Annotated in this window: 15 protein-coding genes; 6 read left to right on the top strand and 9 right to left on the bottom strand. The window is 66.8% G+C overall.

All coding sequences use genetic code 11. From position 1 onward, the window contains the following. Window positions 1-76: 76 nt before the first annotated feature. The 9 genes from ACFY15_RS32860 to ACFY15_RS32820 form a co-directional block, all read right to left on the bottom strand. The gene (locus ACFY15_RS32860) at window positions 77-922 is read right to left on the bottom strand and encodes a hypothetical protein (protein WP_390826625.1); all 846 of its coding nucleotides are present in this window, start codon (window positions 920-922) and stop codon (window positions 77-79) included. Continuing rightward, window positions 903-1,796 carry an aldo/keto reductase gene (locus ACFY15_RS32855; protein ID WP_390826624.1) on the bottom strand — a complete coding sequence of 298 codons (894 nt, stop codon included), beginning with the start codon at window positions 1,794-1,796 and terminating at the stop codon, window positions 903-905. Before ACFY15_RS32855 ends, ACFY15_RS32860 begins: the two co-directional genes overlap by 20 nt. Continuing rightward, window positions 1,793-2,974 carry a JmjC domain-containing protein gene (locus ACFY15_RS32850; RefSeq protein WP_390826623.1) on the bottom strand — a complete coding sequence of 394 codons (1,182 nt, stop codon included), beginning with the start codon at window positions 2,972-2,974 and terminating at the stop codon, window positions 1,793-1,795. The genes ACFY15_RS32855 and ACFY15_RS32850 overlap by 4 nt, the downstream gene beginning before the upstream one ends. Window positions 2,975-2,996: 22 nt before the next feature. Then, window positions 2,997-3,125 (bottom strand): hypothetical protein, encoded by a 129-nt coding sequence (locus tag ACFY15_RS32845; RefSeq protein WP_389810002.1) that lies wholly within the window; start codon window positions 3,123-3,125, stop codon window positions 2,997-2,999. A gap of 114 nt (window positions 3,126-3,239) precedes the next feature. Beyond that, entirely contained in the window at window positions 3,240-3,449 is a 210-nt protein-coding gene (locus tag ACFY15_RS32840) for a hypothetical protein (RefSeq protein ID WP_390826622.1), read from the bottom strand. Between the two features lie 288 nt (window positions 3,450-3,737). Then, entirely contained in the window at window positions 3,738-4,586 is an 849-nt protein-coding gene (locus ACFY15_RS32835; RefSeq protein ID WP_390826621.1) for a Scr1 family TA system antitoxin-like transcriptional regulator, read from the bottom strand. Window positions 4,587-4,607: 21 nt separating this feature from the next. Further along, window positions 4,608-5,132 carry a DUF6879 family protein gene (locus ACFY15_RS32830; RefSeq protein WP_390826620.1) on the bottom strand — a complete coding sequence of 175 codons (525 nt, stop codon included), beginning with the start codon at window positions 5,130-5,132 and terminating at the stop codon, window positions 4,608-4,610. Further along, entirely contained in the window at window positions 5,086-5,367 is a 282-nt protein-coding gene (locus ACFY15_RS32825; protein WP_390826619.1) for a hypothetical protein, read from the bottom strand. The genes ACFY15_RS32830 and ACFY15_RS32825 overlap by 47 nt, the downstream gene beginning before the upstream one ends. A gap of 300 nt (window positions 5,368-5,667) precedes the next feature. After that, the gene (locus ACFY15_RS32820; RefSeq protein ID WP_390826686.1) at window positions 5,668-6,555 is read right to left on the bottom strand and encodes a DUF5655 domain-containing protein; all 888 of its coding nucleotides are present in this window, start codon (window positions 6,553-6,555) and stop codon (window positions 5,668-5,670) included. A gap of 311 nt (window positions 6,556-6,866) precedes the next feature. On the opposite strand from ACFY15_RS32820, the gene ACFY15_RS32815 reads away from it, so the two are divergent. The 6 genes from ACFY15_RS32815 to ACFY15_RS32790 all read left to right on the top strand — a co-directional run bounded on the left by ACFY15_RS32815 (window position 6,867) and on the right by ACFY15_RS32790 (window position 18,103). Beyond that, on the top strand, window positions 6,867-8,036 hold the full coding sequence (locus ACFY15_RS32815; RefSeq protein WP_390826618.1) for a hypothetical protein: 1,170 nt from the start codon (window positions 6,867-6,869) through the stop codon (window positions 8,034-8,036). After that, window positions 8,033-11,395 carry a hypothetical protein gene (locus ACFY15_RS32810; RefSeq protein ID WP_390826617.1) on the top strand — a complete coding sequence of 1,121 codons (3,363 nt, stop codon included), beginning with the start codon at window positions 8,033-8,035 and terminating at the stop codon, window positions 11,393-11,395. Before ACFY15_RS32815 ends, ACFY15_RS32810 begins: the two co-directional genes overlap by 4 nt. Further along, the gene (locus tag ACFY15_RS32805) at window positions 11,392-13,953 is read left to right on the top strand and encodes an RNaseH domain-containing protein (protein ID WP_390826616.1); all 2,562 of its coding nucleotides are present in this window, start codon (window positions 11,392-11,394) and stop codon (window positions 13,951-13,953) included. The genes ACFY15_RS32810 and ACFY15_RS32805 overlap by 4 nt, the downstream gene beginning before the upstream one ends. Before the next feature lie 201 nt (window positions 13,954-14,154). Beyond that, window positions 14,155-15,114, top strand: coding sequence for an alpha/beta hydrolase (locus tag ACFY15_RS32800; protein ID WP_390826615.1), 960 nt, complete (start codon window positions 14,155-14,157; stop codon window positions 15,112-15,114). After that, window positions 15,111-17,168: a hypothetical protein gene (locus tag ACFY15_RS32795; protein ID WP_390826614.1), complete on the top strand. Its 2,058-nt coding sequence runs from the start codon at window positions 15,111-15,113 to the stop codon at window positions 17,166-17,168. Before ACFY15_RS32800 ends, ACFY15_RS32795 begins: the two co-directional genes overlap by 4 nt. Next, window positions 17,168-18,103 (top strand): ATPase, encoded by a 936-nt coding sequence (locus tag ACFY15_RS32790; RefSeq protein WP_390826613.1) that lies wholly within the window; start codon window positions 17,168-17,170, stop codon window positions 18,101-18,103. Before ACFY15_RS32795 ends, ACFY15_RS32790 begins: the two co-directional genes overlap by 1 nt. The last annotated feature ends 1 nt before the right edge of the window (window position 18,104 follow it).

The following is an 18,104-nucleotide window of genomic DNA, read 5'->3' as shown; positions in this document are numbered from 1 at the left end:
CTGGAAAGCCTCACTGTTTCCTCGCTTCCTTTCGTCGCCACTGTCGCTGGAGGAAGGGGGCACCGTCATGTCGGGATCACGTTCTGAGGGGCGTGGGCGGCGTGACGCCGGTCAGCTCCTCGGCCCTCTGGCGCAGGTGGGGAGCAAGCTCTTCGTACCAGCCGCGGCCTACGGCCTGGAGCATCTCGGCGAGGGCGATCTGCTCGGCGAGGCGCCCGGCATCCGTCTCCAGGATGTCCGCGAACTCCTTGCGGACCCGCTCGGCGACGGCCGGGACGCGGAGGCTGTTGACGTACAGCATGGCGGGGTCGTAGCCGAGCGGGACGGCTCCCCAGCGTTCCCAGTCCAGCAGGACGAAGGGGTGTCCGGTGATGTTGGCCCACTGGAGATCGGCGTGGCCGGTGACGCGTTCGGTGATGGCCGGCGCGGGGATGCCGAGGAATTCGGGGAACACGCGATCCGCCCACTCCTGGCGGATGGTTGTCCGCGGGGGCTCGGCGTCGGCGAGGGCGTCCAGGCTGTTGCGCAGGTCGCTCCACCAGGCATCGGGCAGGTGCGGGTCCTCGGCGAGGTCGGGCGTCTCCGGGGAGATCACCGGCTGGGCGATGTAGTCGATCAGCTCGCCCTCGAAGACGTAGGGGTCGGACTCCCAGCGGTGCAGGCCCTGCAGATGCGGGCGGGAGACCAGGCTGGAGATCCGCTCCTCGGCGACCACGATCCCCTCCGTCATCGCGGCTGATGCCTTCGCGATCTCTCCGCAGTGGACGCGCAGCCACCAGTCATCGGTGGTGCGGGAGCCGATGGTGCGGCCGAGCCAGCCCCAAGAGACCGGACCGGTCGCGGTGACACCGAAGTGGTCGCAGGCACGGGCCAGCGCGTGCTCCATGCGGCCTTGGGTCTCGTCATCCTTGGGCGAGTACATCGGTGACCTTCCTCAGGTGGTCGGGTGCGAGCGGGGCGGCGGCGGCCTCCTGCGCGGCGGCCCAGTGCTCGCGGGTGCTCGCGGACAGCAGTACCACGTCGAGGCTGGGGCAGGAGACGGCGGCGAGGAGACAGGCGGCAGCCGGCGTGCTGCCGGGGCGGATGTAGTCGGCCAGTTCAGGTGTGGCCAAGTGCAGGAGTTCTCCGCCGTGCAGGGGCGAGGAGCCGAACGTGGTCAGCCCCGCCGAACGAGCTTGCACCAGGGGGCCGCGGCCGTCCAGGGCGAGGCTGATGGGCCAGGCCATGACCAGGCTCACCGGGAGCTGTACGGCGCGCAGGTGATGTTCACCCGATCCGGCGGCTTCCCGCGCGAGGTCGAGGAGTTCGGTGACGGTGAACGCGCCGGAGGTGAAGGCGGACCAGGCGGCCACACCGTACCCGCCAATGCGCCCGGCGTGGGCGAACTCCTCCAGCACGGCGAATGCCTCGCGCAGCCGCTCTTGCAGCTCCTCGCAGTCGAGGTGGGCGTGCTCGGGGTTGTGGACGAACACGATGTCGGCGCGGCCGAGGACGTCCAGGGACCGGTCCGTCTGCCACCGCAGGAATTCGGGAGCGAGGCTGTGACCGGCGGCGGCCTGGTCGTCGGTGAGGATGCCCTGCTGGACCGCCGTGGTGCCCTCCTGCCTACCGAAGAACCCCGTCTTCGTGGACACCTTGACCTGCACGTGCTCGGCGAGGACCGGGGCGAGTTCCTGGTGCGCGTGGCCGTAGTTGGGGGCGGTGTCGATCCAGGCCGCGCCCTGGGAGCAGGCGGTGCACGCTGCTTCGGCGACGTCGCGCACCTTGTACGTGCCCAGACCGAGCGAGGCGGTCACCGGCTGCTCCCAACCACGGCGGCGGCCTGTCCTGCGACCAGCGCGGTCATGACCTCCGCGGCCTGGTCGACGGTGAGCCCGGAGTGCTGTGCGAGCGCGGCGAGGGTGACCGGCCGACCTTCGGCCAGGAGGTGCAGGAGCGGGGCGACAGCGAGGGCGAAGGCGAACTCCTTACCCGCGCCGGCGAGCGTCACCACCTGGTCGTCCTGGTAGAGGTGGGCGCGGGGGGCGGTGAGCTTGACCGTGGTCCTGGGCGCGGCGGGGACAGCACCCAGGTGGGGCAGGGACAGGCGGGGGCGTCCGGGATGGGTGCTGTCGATCGAGCGGGCCCAGCGGTCGAGCACGTCCGGCTCGTCGAGGAGCGCCAGGACGTCCTTGCGTACGGCTTCGAGGTAGGCGGCCCGATCGCCCTGGTTGCTGTGCCGGGGAACGTCCTGGCGAACGGTGGCATTGACGCGTAGCTCGTCCACTGCCCAGCCGAGGAATTCGGCGCCGGTCTGCGTGGCGAGTCCGAACGTGAGGTGAAGGGAGGGGGTTCCCTGGTCGGCGGTGACGGCGTGCCACCAGCCGCGCGGGAGGTAGAGCACATCGCCGGGCGTGAGCACGATGTCCGATAGTGGCTCGTCCGTCGGGGCTTCAGGGGTTTCGACGTCGCGCCATGCAGGCGCCTGCCGGGTGGGGCCGTAGATCTTCCACCGCTTCGCGCCGTCGACCTGGAGCACCACTACGTCGTGATCGTCCCAGTGGGTACCGAAGCCCTCTTCGGCCGTCCAGGAGGCATACGCGTTGACCTGGACCGGCGTGCGGAAGAAGCGCTCCAGCTCCTCGGCGGACTCTCGGATGGGCGCGTGGATCTGGTCGATGGCGTCGATCACGAGGGAGGCGCCCTCAGCGAGCCGGGCGTGGAACTCGGCGGGCTCGGGCTGGTACCAGGAGGTGCCCCTGCGGTTGGTGCGGAGCAAGGAGTACGCGGTAGTGGGGACGGCTTCGCCTGCGCGGGAGAGGCGCATCCGCGGCGGTTCGAGGCGGTGCGTTGCGATGATCTCGTTCAGGTCGTCCCACGTGAGGAGGGACGGGACTTGGCTGGCGGCGGGAACTACTTTGTGGGCGCGGAAACACGACTGGGCGAGGAACGTGTCCCCGCCCAGCCGCGCCGCCCACGATGAGGTCTCAGTCATCGTGCGCGTGTCCTTCCGTGGATCAGGTGTCGTTCATGTCCGACTTGCCGCCCGTGTTGTCCGAGGCTTCCTCGGCACGGGTGCGGGCCGCGGTGATTCGGCGGACGCCGACCACCAGACCGCTGTCCTGCGTCTGCGTGTTCTCGTTCATCGCGTACTCCTTCCTGTTCCTCGTGGTGTTGTCCTGCCGGTCATCCGGCAGGAAGTGGTGTGCCCACCCCGGTCGGTAGCCCTGTAGGAGGCGCGGGGCGGGAAGTCTGGGTGTTCAGCGGGCGTCGGCTTGGCGGAGCACCTGGTGGTCGGCGACGACCCATTCGACGCCGCCCCTTTCAGGGCGCAGGAAGACGGCCTCGGGGATGACGCGGCAGGTTTGGGGGTCTTCCCACTCGCCGATGAACTGGATGACTCCCTCGCGGTCCCTGGCGGGGTCCAGGACGCGGGCGCCCGCGTACAGCCAGTCGGGAAACCTGCTCATGCCGCACCGTCTTGGTCGCTCACTTGGTCGCCCCGGTCGTCGCGGCCAGCACGGCGCCCAGGGGGCGTGCTCCGGCTGGTCCTGGAGCTGGCGGGCGAGCGGGCGGCGAGGGAGACTCGGGCATGGCGTGCTCCTGACCGGTGGAGGGCAGCGGACCGCAGCGCGAGGTCTGCGGTCCGCTGCTTGGGGGGAGCCACCCGGAGGCCTGTGACCACCCCGAGCGGCGTGTCCTCACCGTAGGGAGATAGGGGATCCGCACTCAACGAAGTTGCGCCTAATTGCGGATTCTCATCCGAGGGAGTCGATCGCGGCCGTGATCAGTGCGCGGGCGTTGTCTCCGTAGACCGCCATGTCTGCCAGGCCGGCGAACGCCTGTGCATAGTCCGCAAGTTCCCGGGGCTGGGTGATGTTGACCTCGGCGGTCAGGGTCTCAACGGCGGCTTGGCGGTCGTCGAAGAGGTAGAACGCCTCCAACGGCCAGATGGTGCGCTGTGAGCTGGCCGGGATGATCCCGAGGGAGATCGAGGCGAGCGGCTGCACGTTGAGGAGGTGCCGGAGTTGGCCGGTCATCGTGTCGGCGTCGCCGATGCGGGAGCGTAGGACCCACTCCTCCATGAGCACGACGAAGCGGTGGCCGCCCTCGTAGAGGAACCGGCTGCGGGCGACGCGGGCGGCCACGGCCTCGGTCACGTCGTCAGGAGTGCCCTGGAAGGTGGTGATGCTGCGCATGAGCGCGGTGGCGTATCCGGGGGTCTGAAGGTAGCCGGGGACCACGTTGGAGACGTAGGTACGGCAGATTCGGGCTTGCCGATGCCGGTCCGACCAGTCTTCCTGGGCTTTGCGCATTCCGTTGCGGTGGAGGCGCCGCCACTCCTGGTACATCGAATCGACAGCGCGGGCGGTGGCGATCAGGTCGGCCGCCTGGTCGTCGGAGTCGGTGGCCGCGCACCAGGCGCGGATGTCCGAGTCCGAGGCTGCGATCTCACCCTTTTGAAGCCTGGTCGTCTTCGCGGGATGCCAGCCGCACCGGGCGGACAGCTCCCGCCCGGTGAGACCGGCGTCCTTGCGGAGGTGGGACAGACGCATGGCCAGCGCTTCACGGGCCGCCTGCGCGCTGGATGACGGGGAAGAGGCCATGGGAGGTGGGTCCGGTCGGAGTCAGACGGTGTACTGCTCGTGAGGGGTGCCGCGCTCCCACACCGTCTCGAAGGCGTCGGTGACGAGCTTGACCACGGAGGGCTCCTCCGTGAACTCGTGGCCGGCCCAGTCGCCTTCACCCGTCCAGAAATGGAACATCACCAGGCGGCGATCGATCAGCCACAGGTCATTCCCCGGCAGCGCGATGTCCGACGCCCGCCGACGCGGAAGCCAGCGGACCTGTTCCCCGGCCTCGATGTTCATCGGGGTGACGGCGTGTTCCCAGCGAATGTAATCGGTCACCGGCTCAGAGACGATCCGCGCCCGCCGCATGACCACACCGCGGCCGACCGTGTCCCGGACGATGCCGAGCCACTCAGGCCACCATCGCAAGGTGGGGTCGAGGTCGACGTGGCCGGTGCGCTTGAACTCCTCGAACTCCTCGGCCTCGTCGCCGACTCCGTAGGTGTCGCGCATCTCCAGGTGGACCGCGCTGTGCTCAGCCTGCCTCATCAGTGCGGCGAAGTCCGGAGCGTTCTGCGACATCACATGCCTCCCTCAAAATCGGAACCAGCCGGAACGGGACCCGCACCGGCGTCTCGCCCTCGGGTACGCCGACGTCGTGCCCGGCGACCCACTCGGTGGATGCGACCTCGGCCGTGCGGGCCGAGTCGAGGTTCCACCCCTGGATGACGAGTTCCTGTTTCTCCTCGTCAACCCAGACGGTGGGGGAACCTCCGCCGCCAGTGCTGGGGTCTATCCCGACGAACCGTAGCGCCATGACGATCTCCCCTGTCCAGTGAGTTGCGCGTATTTGCGTGCGACGCTCGTCCACGGGCACCTGGACGTCAAGGGCGGGAACCGGTCATGGTCTGGGGCGCCAGCCAGTGCCGGACCGCGCTGAGCCCCGGAGACGAAGAAGCCCCCGCCCGGATCTGCTCCTGTTGAGGAACCCGGTCCAGTCCGGATCGGCCGGGTCGGAGGCCAAGGTCTCCGTCAGTCGCGCTCGGGGGGATGTCGATGGGCACCGTTCCAGCTTGTCCACGTCGCCGGCCGCCCCGAATCACAGGATGTCCCCAGCTCATGCAGCCTCGTAGCTCATGCGCAGCATGGGCTCCGCCCGTCGCAGATCGCGCTCTGTCCGCAGGCGGACCTCCAGGTCGCCCGTGCCGTGGTGGCCGACTGTGCTGACATCCCGGGTGAAGCCCGGAACGAGGTCGATGTCTTTCGGGCTCACCCGAAGGGTGACGACGACCTCCTGCTGGTGGGCATGGTTGACGCAGGCAAAGTTACGCAGGCGCCGGTAGGCGCGGTACTGCTTGCGATCCACACTGCTCACGTCGTCGCCGAACCCCCTTACCAGCTCGTCGAGCATGCCGCGGAGGTCAGCCGTACCAGCGCCACGCGGTCCGATCGGCGCACCTTGCGAGGGGCGCCTGCGCCCGCCCCTCGCCGGCACACCTGCCGTCACCTTCGCCACCGGCTCGAGGGCAAGCAATCCGCTGCCGAAGTAGTTGTAGCGGACCAGGTCGATGGTGCGGCGAATCTCGCGCACAGCGTGGAGGTCGTAGCGGGTGAAGCCTTCTGCGATACAGATCAGCCGGGGGCTACTCCACAGCACCTGGGCTGCTGAATCCGCCCCGAGTTGCTCGCTGACCAGGTGCTGGAACTCTGCGCGGTGATCGGTCAGCCAAGCGAGGTAGAAGAGGCCCTGGTTGATGACGCCGGCGTCACGCCCACGCTTGTACTCCACTACAACAGGAGACCCGTTCTCGTCGATGCCCAGCGAGTCGATCCGGCCTCCGTGGACCGGCCCAGTGCTGTACTCACTAGCCAGGAACCGCACCCCCAGCATGGCCTCCATGTTCGCCTCAATCACGTCCTGCAGGTCGCGCTCCACCTCGGCCGAGCGTGCTGCGATCTCCGCCGCGCTCCCCCCGGTCACGTCGAACAGCCTCAGCCCCGACACCTCCCCCTCCTCTTCTGCGTACACGCCAGAACACGAGCGGCCCTGAGATTGTTTCCGGAGGGGTCTCCGTGGATGTAAGAGACCTGGCACACGCCTCTTACACGAGGCCAAAACGGCGCTCCTTGGTCCACTATCGTCACCTTATTGAGTGAAGTTTCACGCCGTCAGCAACTACCTGTCTCCCTGTTCCCGCAGGTCAGCACGGTGCCACAACGAAATCAGGATCCCGCTCGGTCCCGGCTTCCCGTGGCATGATCCTTCGGCACAGAGAGCTCTGTCGTGGTCACTCAGTGAAGTGAGATGGAGGTCTGATGGCGCTGCCGTCTGACACATTGCTATTCCACCGTCGAGTCTTGATCAGCGCCGCTGTTCGAGCCGGATACGCTCACACCTGCCGGTACGAGGAGCCCGCTGCCCGCCGCGAGATTGCTCGCATGACGGGTGTCGTGATGTCCGTCTGCGGCCCGGGACGTGGTCCAACCACTCCATCCATGCTGATCGACGCACTGCACCGCCCACTTGAAGAGATCGCACCCGAACTCTTCTCTGACGTGGCGGTCCGGGGATTGACGATCCTCAGGAATGGCGATCTCAGTGACGACGTCTACAGCGAAGGCTGTGAAGACATCGTTGAGCTCCTCAGCGGTGGCGTGGACCCGGCCCGCGGGTGGTTGCCCACGTGGGCCTGGATGCATGCCGAGCTGGTCGAGAATGAAGCCTTCCGGCGTATCAACGAGGGTGCGAGCGAGGACGAGTACACAGCACACCGATACTTCGTGGTGAAGAATCCGGCTGGCGCAGAGAGGCAGTTGGCCCAGCTCTTCGCCGAGGCGGTGGGGATGCGGAAGTCAGTGCGCTACGTGCCGATTCCTGCCGATCAGGTCTTTCGTGACAAGTACTGGTGGCCATGCCCTGTCTGCCAATGGCCCATGCATGTGGACGGGATTGAAGTCCGCTGCCGATTCCCGCTGCATGACTCGGTCTACTTCGTACGGCGCGACTCACCCAAGGGCCGGCCGCTGCTACAGCCCCGCGATGGAGACGTTCCTCGTCAGCCTGCGGCCCGCGTATTCCTGCGTGAGGGGCCTGACCGGAGCATGTGCGTAGAGACCGCGGTGTGGCGGCACATCGTCATCTCCGGCGTCTCTGAGGTCTACCTCTTCGAGCGGCTCGGCCGGCTGAGGCCGCACGGCGTGCACGTCGAGATCTGGCCCAACAAAGACCGGATCGACCTTCTTGTGAAGGTGCCCGCCACTGGCTGGGTGAAGACACTGGACGTGAAGGACTACGCATCCGCAGTGTCCCTCGCCGACAAGATCCGCCATAAGCCGCTGGCTGCGCGCACCATCGTGATTCCCGACTACCGAAGCGAAGCCCAGCGAGACGAGCTGACCACCCTCTTGCCAAATATGGAGGTCCTGCTGGTGAGCGAGGTCATCAGTGAGGTCAAGGCCCAGATCAGGAAGGCCAAGCGCCAATGACGCGGCAGGCCATCGACGACGAATCAGCACTTGACCGGCGAATCCTTCCAAAGGTCATCGCATGCGCGTGCGCGGTTGCACATGCCTACTTCCCCATCCGAACAGCGGATGGAGGGAGCGGAACCGACCTCGAGCGAGTCTGCTACCTCCTCACCGGGCAATACGATGCGTGGAGCGAGTACTCGAACCTGCCGCTCGATGACCAGCGCCGCATCAGCCGCATGCTGCGGCAACGACAGAACAGATTGAGCAACGCGGAGTCGTTGCGCATCGACGCCGAGCGGTTCCTGAGCACTGGAGCCATCAGCGAATATGTTCTGCTTGATTCAGGTCATCTTGCGGCACGCCATGGCATGCTCCCGACCGAGCTCGCAGATCTATTGCTGGGAGAGATCGAGCGGATCCGCACTGAGCACTCCCAACCCATGTCTGTCGCAAGGCCCGGAGACTACGTAACGACCTTGCGTGTTCCAGTCGCTGGCACGGAGCACACATGGGCCGTGCAGGCGCACTACACACTGGACGAGCGACACTCCGCCCCCGAGATCGAACCGCCCCTCGTCCAAACAGCCCCGGCCACTAACGACATCTCCATCAAGCTCGCCGGCTTCATGGATCTCAACGCCCAGCTGGATCAGAGCGCCGGCGAAACCTTCCGGACCGAGTCCTTGGGGCCCTTGTTCAAACAGCTACGCGGCAGTGACGGGCGACTGACCGGCGACATCCTTCAGGTAGCCGCGGGGAACCTGCAGGTGCTGCAAGCACCCACCGGCTACGGCAAGAGCGTCTTCATGCGCAGCCTGGGATCCTGGGCGCACCAGCAGGCTGTCAACTTGGCCTTGGTGGTGCCAACGACGGTCGCGGCATTGAAGATGGCGTACGGGATCGAGAAAGACCTATCCGCTCGGGGCGTCAAGGATCCCGGCAGCGTGGTCGTACCGCTCATGTCTCCCAACAGCATGATGGCGGCTGTTGAGCAAGTGGCCGCCGAATCGAAGGACCGCGAGTTCATCGAGTGGGCCGAGCGACGACTCGGATACGGCTGCGCTCTGCCTTCCTTGGCAACCCTCGACGAAGAGGTCGACGCATGGGTGCCGGGGCACGAGCACTGCGTCTCATTGGTTCCCTACCGGTCACCCGGGTCCGCTCCTCGGGGCAAGCCCAAACGGGGTCTGCGGCAAGGGCCGTGCGCGTGCCCCTTCCGGCAGGTTTGCGGGAAGTTCCGACTTGCCCGCCAAGCCTGCGCCGCACAGATCATCGTCACCACCCATGCCAACTTCTACCAAGGTCACCTCCACATCCCGGTCCGTCTGGAAAGCGGCGCCATCGTGGAGCGCATGACCGTGGAGGAGCTCGTGCTCCGCCGATGCCAGTTCACGGCCGTCGATGAGGTGGACGCCTTTCAGTCTTACGTCCTGGGGCGCGCGGGTCGTGGGCTGAACCTGGCCTGGGGAAACCGACATGAACAGCGGCCACTCCTCGAGCTGGACACCCAGCTCATCCAGGCATTCGGACGGGTGCGGCCGGCCCTGGACGAGAGCATGCGCAACACGCTGATGCGTACACGTTGGCTTGCCGAGACTTACACCAGCCATCTGGCCCACGGCACCCTGGCCTCCACCTCAGGCCTTGGCCACCCAAGGCGAAGCCCCCACAAGAAGCGCGCGGCCAGCCCCGCCCAGGACAAGCGGTGGATCATTCCGCAACGTTGGGACGGCTGGATCACTGGCCAACTGATCGCGCTCTTCGCCAACGATGAGAACTTGATCACCACCGAATTGATCACCACCGCACCCAGCCCAAATGATCGAGCGATCCTCGCCGGACTGTATGAGCGCAAGATCAGACTGGACGCCGTCCCGGAGCACCTGAGGGATGTGGCTGAACTGCTGTGTGCAGTCACGGACCCGGACGAGCAAGCTGGCAGCCTGTCCCACGTCCGCAGGGAGTTGGAATACCTCCTGAGCCGTTGGGTCCCCAACCAACAGGTCAGAGCCGATGTCATCGACCGGATGCTCCGCCGAGCCTTCCTCGAGCCGCTGCGTCAGCTCCTGTATCGGTTTGTCCACAACGCTCAGCAGCTGAAGCTGGTCGGTGTCGAGGCGGCAAGGGACATCGCAGATGTTCTCGGGCCCTTCAGCGTATGGCGGGCCATCCCTCATGGTCCAAGGGGCCGGCTCATGTTTGCGTTCACAGAGGACGTTCGTACGGGCAGCCCCGAAGACACCCGTCTCAGTGTCGCCGCCTTCGGCGGAGACCCGCACACCTACGTGATCACCCTGGGCCAGATCACAGCCCTGGCACACAGCGGCCATCAGAGAGCAGTGCTCGGGCTCTCCGCCACTTCCTTCGCACCAGGGGCTCACCGCCACCATGTTCACGCCCCGCCCACCTGGTGGGTGCCGGACAACGTCGACCATGGTGTGACCGTCGAGGCCGAGCTGTTTCCCGGCCAGGGACAAGACATGCTCCGCATCTCCGGGACCACAGGAAAAGACCGAACAGAGGCCACCAAGCTCCTCGGCCAGCGCATGTGGCCCCGCCTCCGCGGAGAGCTACGGGACCTCGGTGCTCTGAGCACACAGCGTGTCCAAGATTCCGTCCTGCTTGTGACCACGTCGTACGACAGCTGCCAGCATCTCCGCGACGGACTTCTCGCAGCCGGCGCGGAACCAGGACTCATCGCCGTTGCTGTCCGCCCCCGGCCGGAAGACGAACCCGTGGGGCGCGAAGACGAAGCGGCCGAGCCGGTCTGGCATGAGATCCCCGGTGATCAGCTGGAGAGCTTCACCCGGCTCCCGAAGGCCCGCATTCTGATCGCCCCCCTGGGCCGAGCCGAGCGCGGACTGAACATCCTTGCCCCGCAGACCAACAAGTCGGCCATTGGCTCGATCTGGGTGGCGATCCGACCGGTGCCGCTCATCGACGAACCCGATGAGCTGCTCGCGCATGTGGGAGCCCGGTCGCTCGACGAGAAGTCTGCTTGCAGCGATCCCTGGAAGGAGCTCGCCCGCCGAGTAAGCGTCGCTGGCAAGTACTTCGAGCAGCTCGTCAACAGCGACCGCTACTTCCGGTCACTGCCCCACCGGGCCAAGAGAGCCATCGCGGCCGAACTGATCATCAGTCTCATCCAGCTCGTTGGTCGCGCGCGCCGGGGAGGAACACCAGGGCGCATCAAGCTGGTCGACTACGCCTTCCTCGATGCCAATGGGAATTCCGACCTGCCGCACCTGATCCGTGAACTGCGGAGCGAGTGGTTGCGGACGGGTGCGCTACCTCGGATGCAGAGCCTCTACGGCACCACTCTGGATGCCTTCTTCGCCTTCGCTGACCGCCACACCAGGAAGACCACTCCGTGATCACCACCCTCGCCTTCCTCTTTCCGCACATGGCCCTCGGCAAGATCACGCTCTATCCGCTGGACCGTGAGTTCGGCGAAGCCTGGGGCAACCTCCCCGTCTATGGGGACGCCAAGGGAGGCAAGCCGAGGCGCCCTCCGTACTCGGGGCTCGCCGCTGCACTCAGTGCGGTCTCCGGGCAGCCCGTTGTCCTCATGCCCCACAGCTACGACCACCTTGAGGACGAGCTCGCCAGCCCCGCGGTGGCCGTCACCACCCAACCGTTCGACCCGTGGGTACTCAGCACTGCTGTCCAGCAGTGGGAATCGTGCATCCGGAAGGGCGACGACCTCAACACCCTCGCCCCCATCCTGGCGGCTGCCGAGGTTCAGAAGCCGGAGCTCGCGTCCTACGTTCGAGGTTCGGCACAGGGGCGGCCCCACGCACCCGGCTGGTTCTATCGCGTCGCCTCGTGGAACTTCGCACAGCGTCTGGCCAGAAAGCCATTGCCGATCCCCAACGGCCCATCGCATCTGAACGTGCGATGGCGTATGGACACCCACGGCAGTCTCGTCAGCTGGGACAACGTCACCACGCGGACAACGGAACGGCCCAAGCGCACCGGCTACGCCATCCACAAGCTCGATTTTCGTGTGGTCACCCACCCAGGCGAGCCGCTCTTCGCCCTCCATGTCCTCCCCACCTTCAGTCGTCTGGCAACACACTGGGCCGGCACACGCACTGCCTTCATCGACCACGGCAAGAACACGCTCCTGAGGATGCCAATCGGCCACACAAAGAACAGCGCCGGCGAATGGGTCCCCTACGCGCGCAATTACGCCTCGGAGGTGATCGAGGCTTGCGGCATGGGCTTCGCCGAGTGGCCATCCAACGAGGACCTGACCAAACTCGCCGGCAGCGTCCGCGCCCTCGTCCCGGGACCCATCTCGCACCCCCTAGGGAAGGGAGTCGGCACGCGATTCAACAGCGTGCTCGCCGATCACATCACGAAGACGATCCAACGCCCGAAGATCGCACAGATCAGCTTTGACCGCACAGGCACCGAGCTTGTCCGTCCGACGAAGGGAGCCATCTCCAGCGAACACCTGGATCAGGCTCTGACCGCCACGGGCCGCAGCCGCGTACGCATCATCGCCCTCTACAACGAGGGCACGACACGCCGGCGGATGCTCGAGACCCTCGCGCCGTACGCAGGGGATCCAGCAGGACTCGCCGCATGCAGCGACGGCGACGACCATCAGCTCACTCCGCGTCTCGCTGTGCGCTTCCAGCGGCTGCGGGCGATCGACCGCATCGAGCAGGTCGACTGGGATCACGAGCTGACCTTCCTGGATGATCTCAAGGATGGTGTCCTCAACGGTGCCTGGGTCGAGACCATCTGGAATCCGAAGCCGACCAAGCGGGAGCGGGAAGCCAACCAGCAGCGGCACGACCACAAGCGCGATCTGCGTCATGCCTTGTACCGCCGCAATGTCGTATCCCAGTTCCTCGCCCGACTAACGGATTCCGAGTCGGACAGCGACGAGCCGACCACAGACGAAGAACCTCCCAAGGACTTCAAGGCCCTCAACGCGCTGCGCGACTTGCTGTTCCGGCTCGGAGCTGTGGACAGCCGACTCGCCCAGGTAACTCAGCTCACCGATGAACCCATCCTTGTCGGCATTCACCTGCGCCAGCAACGCGTCAGCAACCGTCGACCCGGCGGCGCGGACCGGACCCAGATGGTCGAAGTGCTCACTGCGCTCCACACCACCAGCAGCCCAGAGCGCGCATGGCACCTCGAGTCATACGACCACGCAATGCATGACTGGCTCCGACAAGCCGACGCCGAGGCCGCCTTCGGGCGCGGACCCATCGGGAGGCCAGGCCATGCCCGCCACGAGGAAGGAGCGCTCCTCACCCGTCACCACATCGAAGCTGCGCTCAAACTGCTGCCAAGCGATCGCCCGCTGATCATCTTCGTTGACACCGAGGCATGCCGCACGATCTGGCCCGGACTGCAGAACATGCACTTCGGTGCAGGCGAACTGCCTGGAGACAACCTCCGAACCGCTACGCGCTCTGTTGCCGTCGTCGCCATCAACACTGCCTACGGCGAGGTACCGACCCCCGTGGTGAACGCCGCCAGTAATCGCAAGAACCCTAAGCGGCCTCCCAAGCCTCGGGAGTACTTGTACCGTCGCACCAGTGGCACGGGTATCCCCACCTGGTACATCGCCCAAGCGTCCCGCAGCTACGACGGTTTCGGGGGCGCAGGCAGCATCGGCGGCGTCTACACGCGCCTCACGATTCCAAAGGACGAGGAGGGCCTCCAGCGCAAGGACTGGCACAGCTTCACCGCGGTCCAAATCACGGTCCCGAACCCCGACGGACGCGATCCCGAGCACCTCGCCGGCCTGGCAGCCCAGCTCTGCCACCAGTCACTCGCCTGGGATGCACGCACACGCCACCCGGTGCCCCTCCACATCGCCGGAGCCATCGACCGTGCCCATCCGGAGTACCGCGGCCCCAGCATCGGACTCTCGGAGGGGCCCGGCGCGGAGAGTGACGAGCCATAGCCTCGCCCCCGGGCTGGCCCGGTGGCTGCGCCGCGGCCAGGCCAAAGAATCAGCAGCCGTTGCACACTCCCCTCCAAACGGCTCCCGAACGGCTTATCGGAGCTGCATCACCAGCGTTCACAGCCGCCCCGGGTAACACCCGCACGTACTGACAGGGACTGGGGTTCCTCTAAGCTGGTGAACCGACTTGGGGGTGGGAGCGTGAAACCGCGTCTGGTGTTTGTCCACGGTATCGGGGGTCCTCGTGACGCCGAGGCCGAGGGGGACGAGTGGCTGAGGGCCCTGGCGGATGGAGCCCGACGCGCCGGGCAAACCCGACATGTATCCGCGCTGATCGACGGCTGGGCCTCCGAGACGCGCTTCGCCTACTACGGCGACCTCTTCAAGAAGGCGGGGGCCCAGGGTGCCTTCGGCTCGCAGGGGGCAGACGACGAGGCCGTCGTCGCGGAGCTGCTCCTTGAGGCCATCAGCGATCACCTCGCCGACCCCGTTCTCTCCGGCCAGGAGAAGCGGGTGCTGCTCCATGCCCAGGCTCAGCTCGCGCCAGCTGGTCGGAGCCAGGGACTCGGGAACGTCGGTCGTCGAACTCTAAACGCGTTGACCACCCTCATGTCGGCTCCAGGCCTGCGTTGGTTCGGCGGCATAGCGAGCTCCCAACTGACGCTGACGATTCTCGGGCAGGTCGCTCGCTACCTGAACCGCGGAGAATCGGACGCTGCTGGCGCTCCCCTGGACCGGAGGATCCGGGAGCGCGTGGCAGGCCACCTCGGCCAGGACGGGCCTACCGTGGTCGTCGCACACTCGCTCGGAACGGTCGTCGCCCTGGAGGCACTCCATGAACACAAGGGAGACGTACCGCTGTTCGTGACCCTCGGCTCGCCCCTGGGAATGCGGACGACTGTTCTGCCCCGTACTCGGCCGCAGCCGATGGGCACGCCCGAGACAGTCGGCCGCTGGCTCAACTTCTGGGACCGCGACGACGTGATCGCTGCCCGTCCCATGTTGGAGGACTTCGTCCGCCCCAACACCGCCGGGGTGGGCCCGGTGAGCGACCGCGTGGACTCGGATGGACTCTGGGTGCACCCCGCCGCCAAGTATCTCGCCCACCCCGCCGTTGCCGGCCCTGTCGTCGAGGCCCTGGACACCCTCGCGGGTCAGTGACCAGCAGCCGTCACGCCCTGGTGATCGCGGCACAGTGCCCCGATCTGGACTTCTTGGCCGAACTCGAGGACGCCGCACGGTCTTTCCACGCCGTACTCACCGAGCCCAATGGGGGCGCCTGTGCGACCTCGCACTCGACGCGGACCTTGCTGTACGGCGAGATCGGCCAGACCGAGATCGAACAGGCGATCCGCGCTGCCGCACGGGCGGCGGGGACAGCGAGCGGGGTGCTCGTCCTCGCTTTGCTCGGCCACGGGATAACGTCCGGCGGCAACCTGTACTTCATGGCTGGTGATTCACGGTGCGGTGAACTCACCACTACAGTCGACGTGGCATCCATGCTGAAACAGGTCGTCGAGACGCCCGGCCTCTCCGGGATCATCACCATCATGGACACCTGCCATGCGGCCGGCGCCGCACCCGAGGTCAAGGCGATCGCCACCGGCATCCGGCAGGGCAACACACGGCTGTCCCTGCTCATGGGCGCGGGCGTCGCCGAAGAGGCGTTCGACCTCCGGTTTAGCAGGACCATCACCAAGATCCTCCAGAAGGGCGTCGAGCGGGCCGCAGAACGCCTGTCTCCTGAGGCTGTCCTGGAGGCCGTCCGCCTGGACGGTGGCGCCGTCGGTCAAGACATCCACCGTATGGAATGGGACGGCGCCCAGTTCGAGGAGACAGGGCTGTGGTTGGCGTACAACCAGCGGCACACGGTCCGCCAGGCAGAACGGCTATTGGGCCCCATGGCTCATACGGCCTTGGCCCGAGTGTTCCCCGCCTGGGGGACCGCCCCCGGCGCCCTCGACGATGTACGGCAGCTCGACGCGGTCGAGAAGGAGACAGTTGCCCTTGAGCCTCAGCACGGCGCACAAGCGCGTGCGCTGATCGACGCCATCCGGCACTGCATGCGAACCCGTGCCCTGCTGGGCGCCTGGCCAGGCAGTGAACTGACCTCGAAATTGCTGAAGCGGTCGCTCGTCGCTGCCGCTCCGCAAGCCGACGAGCTGCCTACCACCGCGGGCAACGACCTGCTGCGGGACGCGGTGGAGTACCTGCGACTGCGCGCACCACTCGTGGGCCAGGGTCTGGTGATCCCGTTGGTGCGCTTCGTGACATCCCTCGCCGCGGCGACGGGCGTACCAGTCGGGCACCCGGACCTTCGGCAGTGGGCCGCTGACGTAGGAGCGGACATCGACCTCAACGACGCCTGGGAAGGGTGGGCGGAACGTACCCGCGACATGCGACTTCGGCTCATCGTCTCCCTGCACGCTGCTGTGAGCGACGAGTGGCCTGAATCCCTCACAGCATGGCTGCTCGACGGCAACATCCACTACCAGCACCAAGAGTTCCCCTGCCGACCCGACCGCAGTGGAGTGGAACAGCAGATCGGCTCAGCACTGCGCTGGGCGTCCGATCTCGCCGAGTCCCTCGACGTCCCGCTGAAGCGGGTCGAGATCGCGGCCCCGGCCCAACTGCTAGTCCTTTGGCGGCCCGAGGACACCTACTACGGCCGGCGGCTCGGCGACCGGCACGACGTGGTCCTACGCTGGAGCGACCGAATGCAGCCGCCCGAGCACCTCTTTTGGATCAACGACGAGGCCCGGGAGAATCTGCGCACGATGGAAGCCGCAGAATGCGGGCAGCGCGTCCACTGGCTTGAGGAAAGCGACACCCGCCCCGACGGAGAGCTGCAGGTCCGTCTGGACCGCCGCCCGAAGGGCCAGGCGGTGGCCCTTGGGCATCACCATGCGAAACTCGGCGACATCATGGTGACCTTGTTGGCCGCCTCCCCAATCGTGCTGTGGCCGGAGGGAGGCAGCGGCCAGGTCTCCGAGGACACCCGCCGCTACGTCGACGAGAGCTGGCACCAACTGCCGGGGAAGTTCTCCACGGCGTACCGCGAGAGACGGCAGTCCAGCTCCGAACAAGCCAGCGAAAGCTCCAGTCCGCTAGTCCGGGACGGCCTACACCGGTTGCGCGCCGTCTGGGACGACCTGGACTATCTCGACTTCTGCCGTTGGTTCAAGAAATACACGACCGAGGGAGAGACACCCTGATGACCTGGCAGCCCTTCTACGCCGGGCACGGCCGAGCTCCCGAGCAGGCCCGCCGGCTCGACCCGGCTCCGCCCTGGCGGGAGTTCCCCCGCCGACCCCTGCACAAAGAGTTCGTGCCGCTGCCCGGACTAGTAGAGGCCGTGAACGCCGCACTGCTGCTGCGCCGGCCGCTGCTGTTGACTGGCCCGGCCGGATCTGGCAAGTCGACTGTGATCGAGCAGGTCGCCGTCGAGCTCGGCCTGGGACCTGTCCTGCGGTGGCACATCACCTCGCGCTCCACCTTGGGCGAGGCCCTCTACCGGTACGACGCGCTCGGCCGGATCCATGCACAGCGGCTGGAAGGCCGCAAGGGCAGCGACGACATCGCCCCCTTCCTCCGCATGGGCCCGCTGGGCACCGCCCTGCTGCCCTCGGAGCACCCACGGGCCCTGCTGGTGGACGAGATCGACAAAAGCGACCTCGATCTCCCCAGCGACCTGCTGGACGCGCTGGAGCGCGGCGAGTTCGAGATCCCCGAGCTCGCCCGGTACACGGAAGACGTGGTCGCGATCCGCGAGTGGGACGGCGACCGGCGGCACCAGATCGCGCGGGGCAGGGTGCAATGCACCGAGTTCCCCTTCATCGTGATGACCAGCAATGGCGAACGCGATTTCCCCGCGGCGTTCCTACGTCGCTGCGTCCGCTTCACTATGCCGCGGCCCACGGTCGAGACGCTGACCAGAGTCGTCGCCGCGCACCTCGACGAGGGGACCGCCGGGGCGGCCAACTCGCAGCAGCTGATCGCCACCTTCGTCACCCGTCTGGAGCAGGGCGAGAACCTGGCGGTCGACCAGCTGCTGAACGCCGTCCACCTACTGAGCACGGACAACGCTCCCGACGAGGACCGACGGCGGGACATCGAAGAGCTGCTGCTGCGAGATCTGTCCCGTGCCTGAG

This window comes from Streptomyces sp. NPDC001373 (assembly GCF_042895815.1).
In the GTDB taxonomy this organism is placed as follows: Bacteria; Actinomycetota; Actinomycetes; order Streptomycetales; family Streptomycetaceae; genus Streptomyces.
This window is presented reverse-complemented; position numbering and strand designations above follow the sequence as displayed.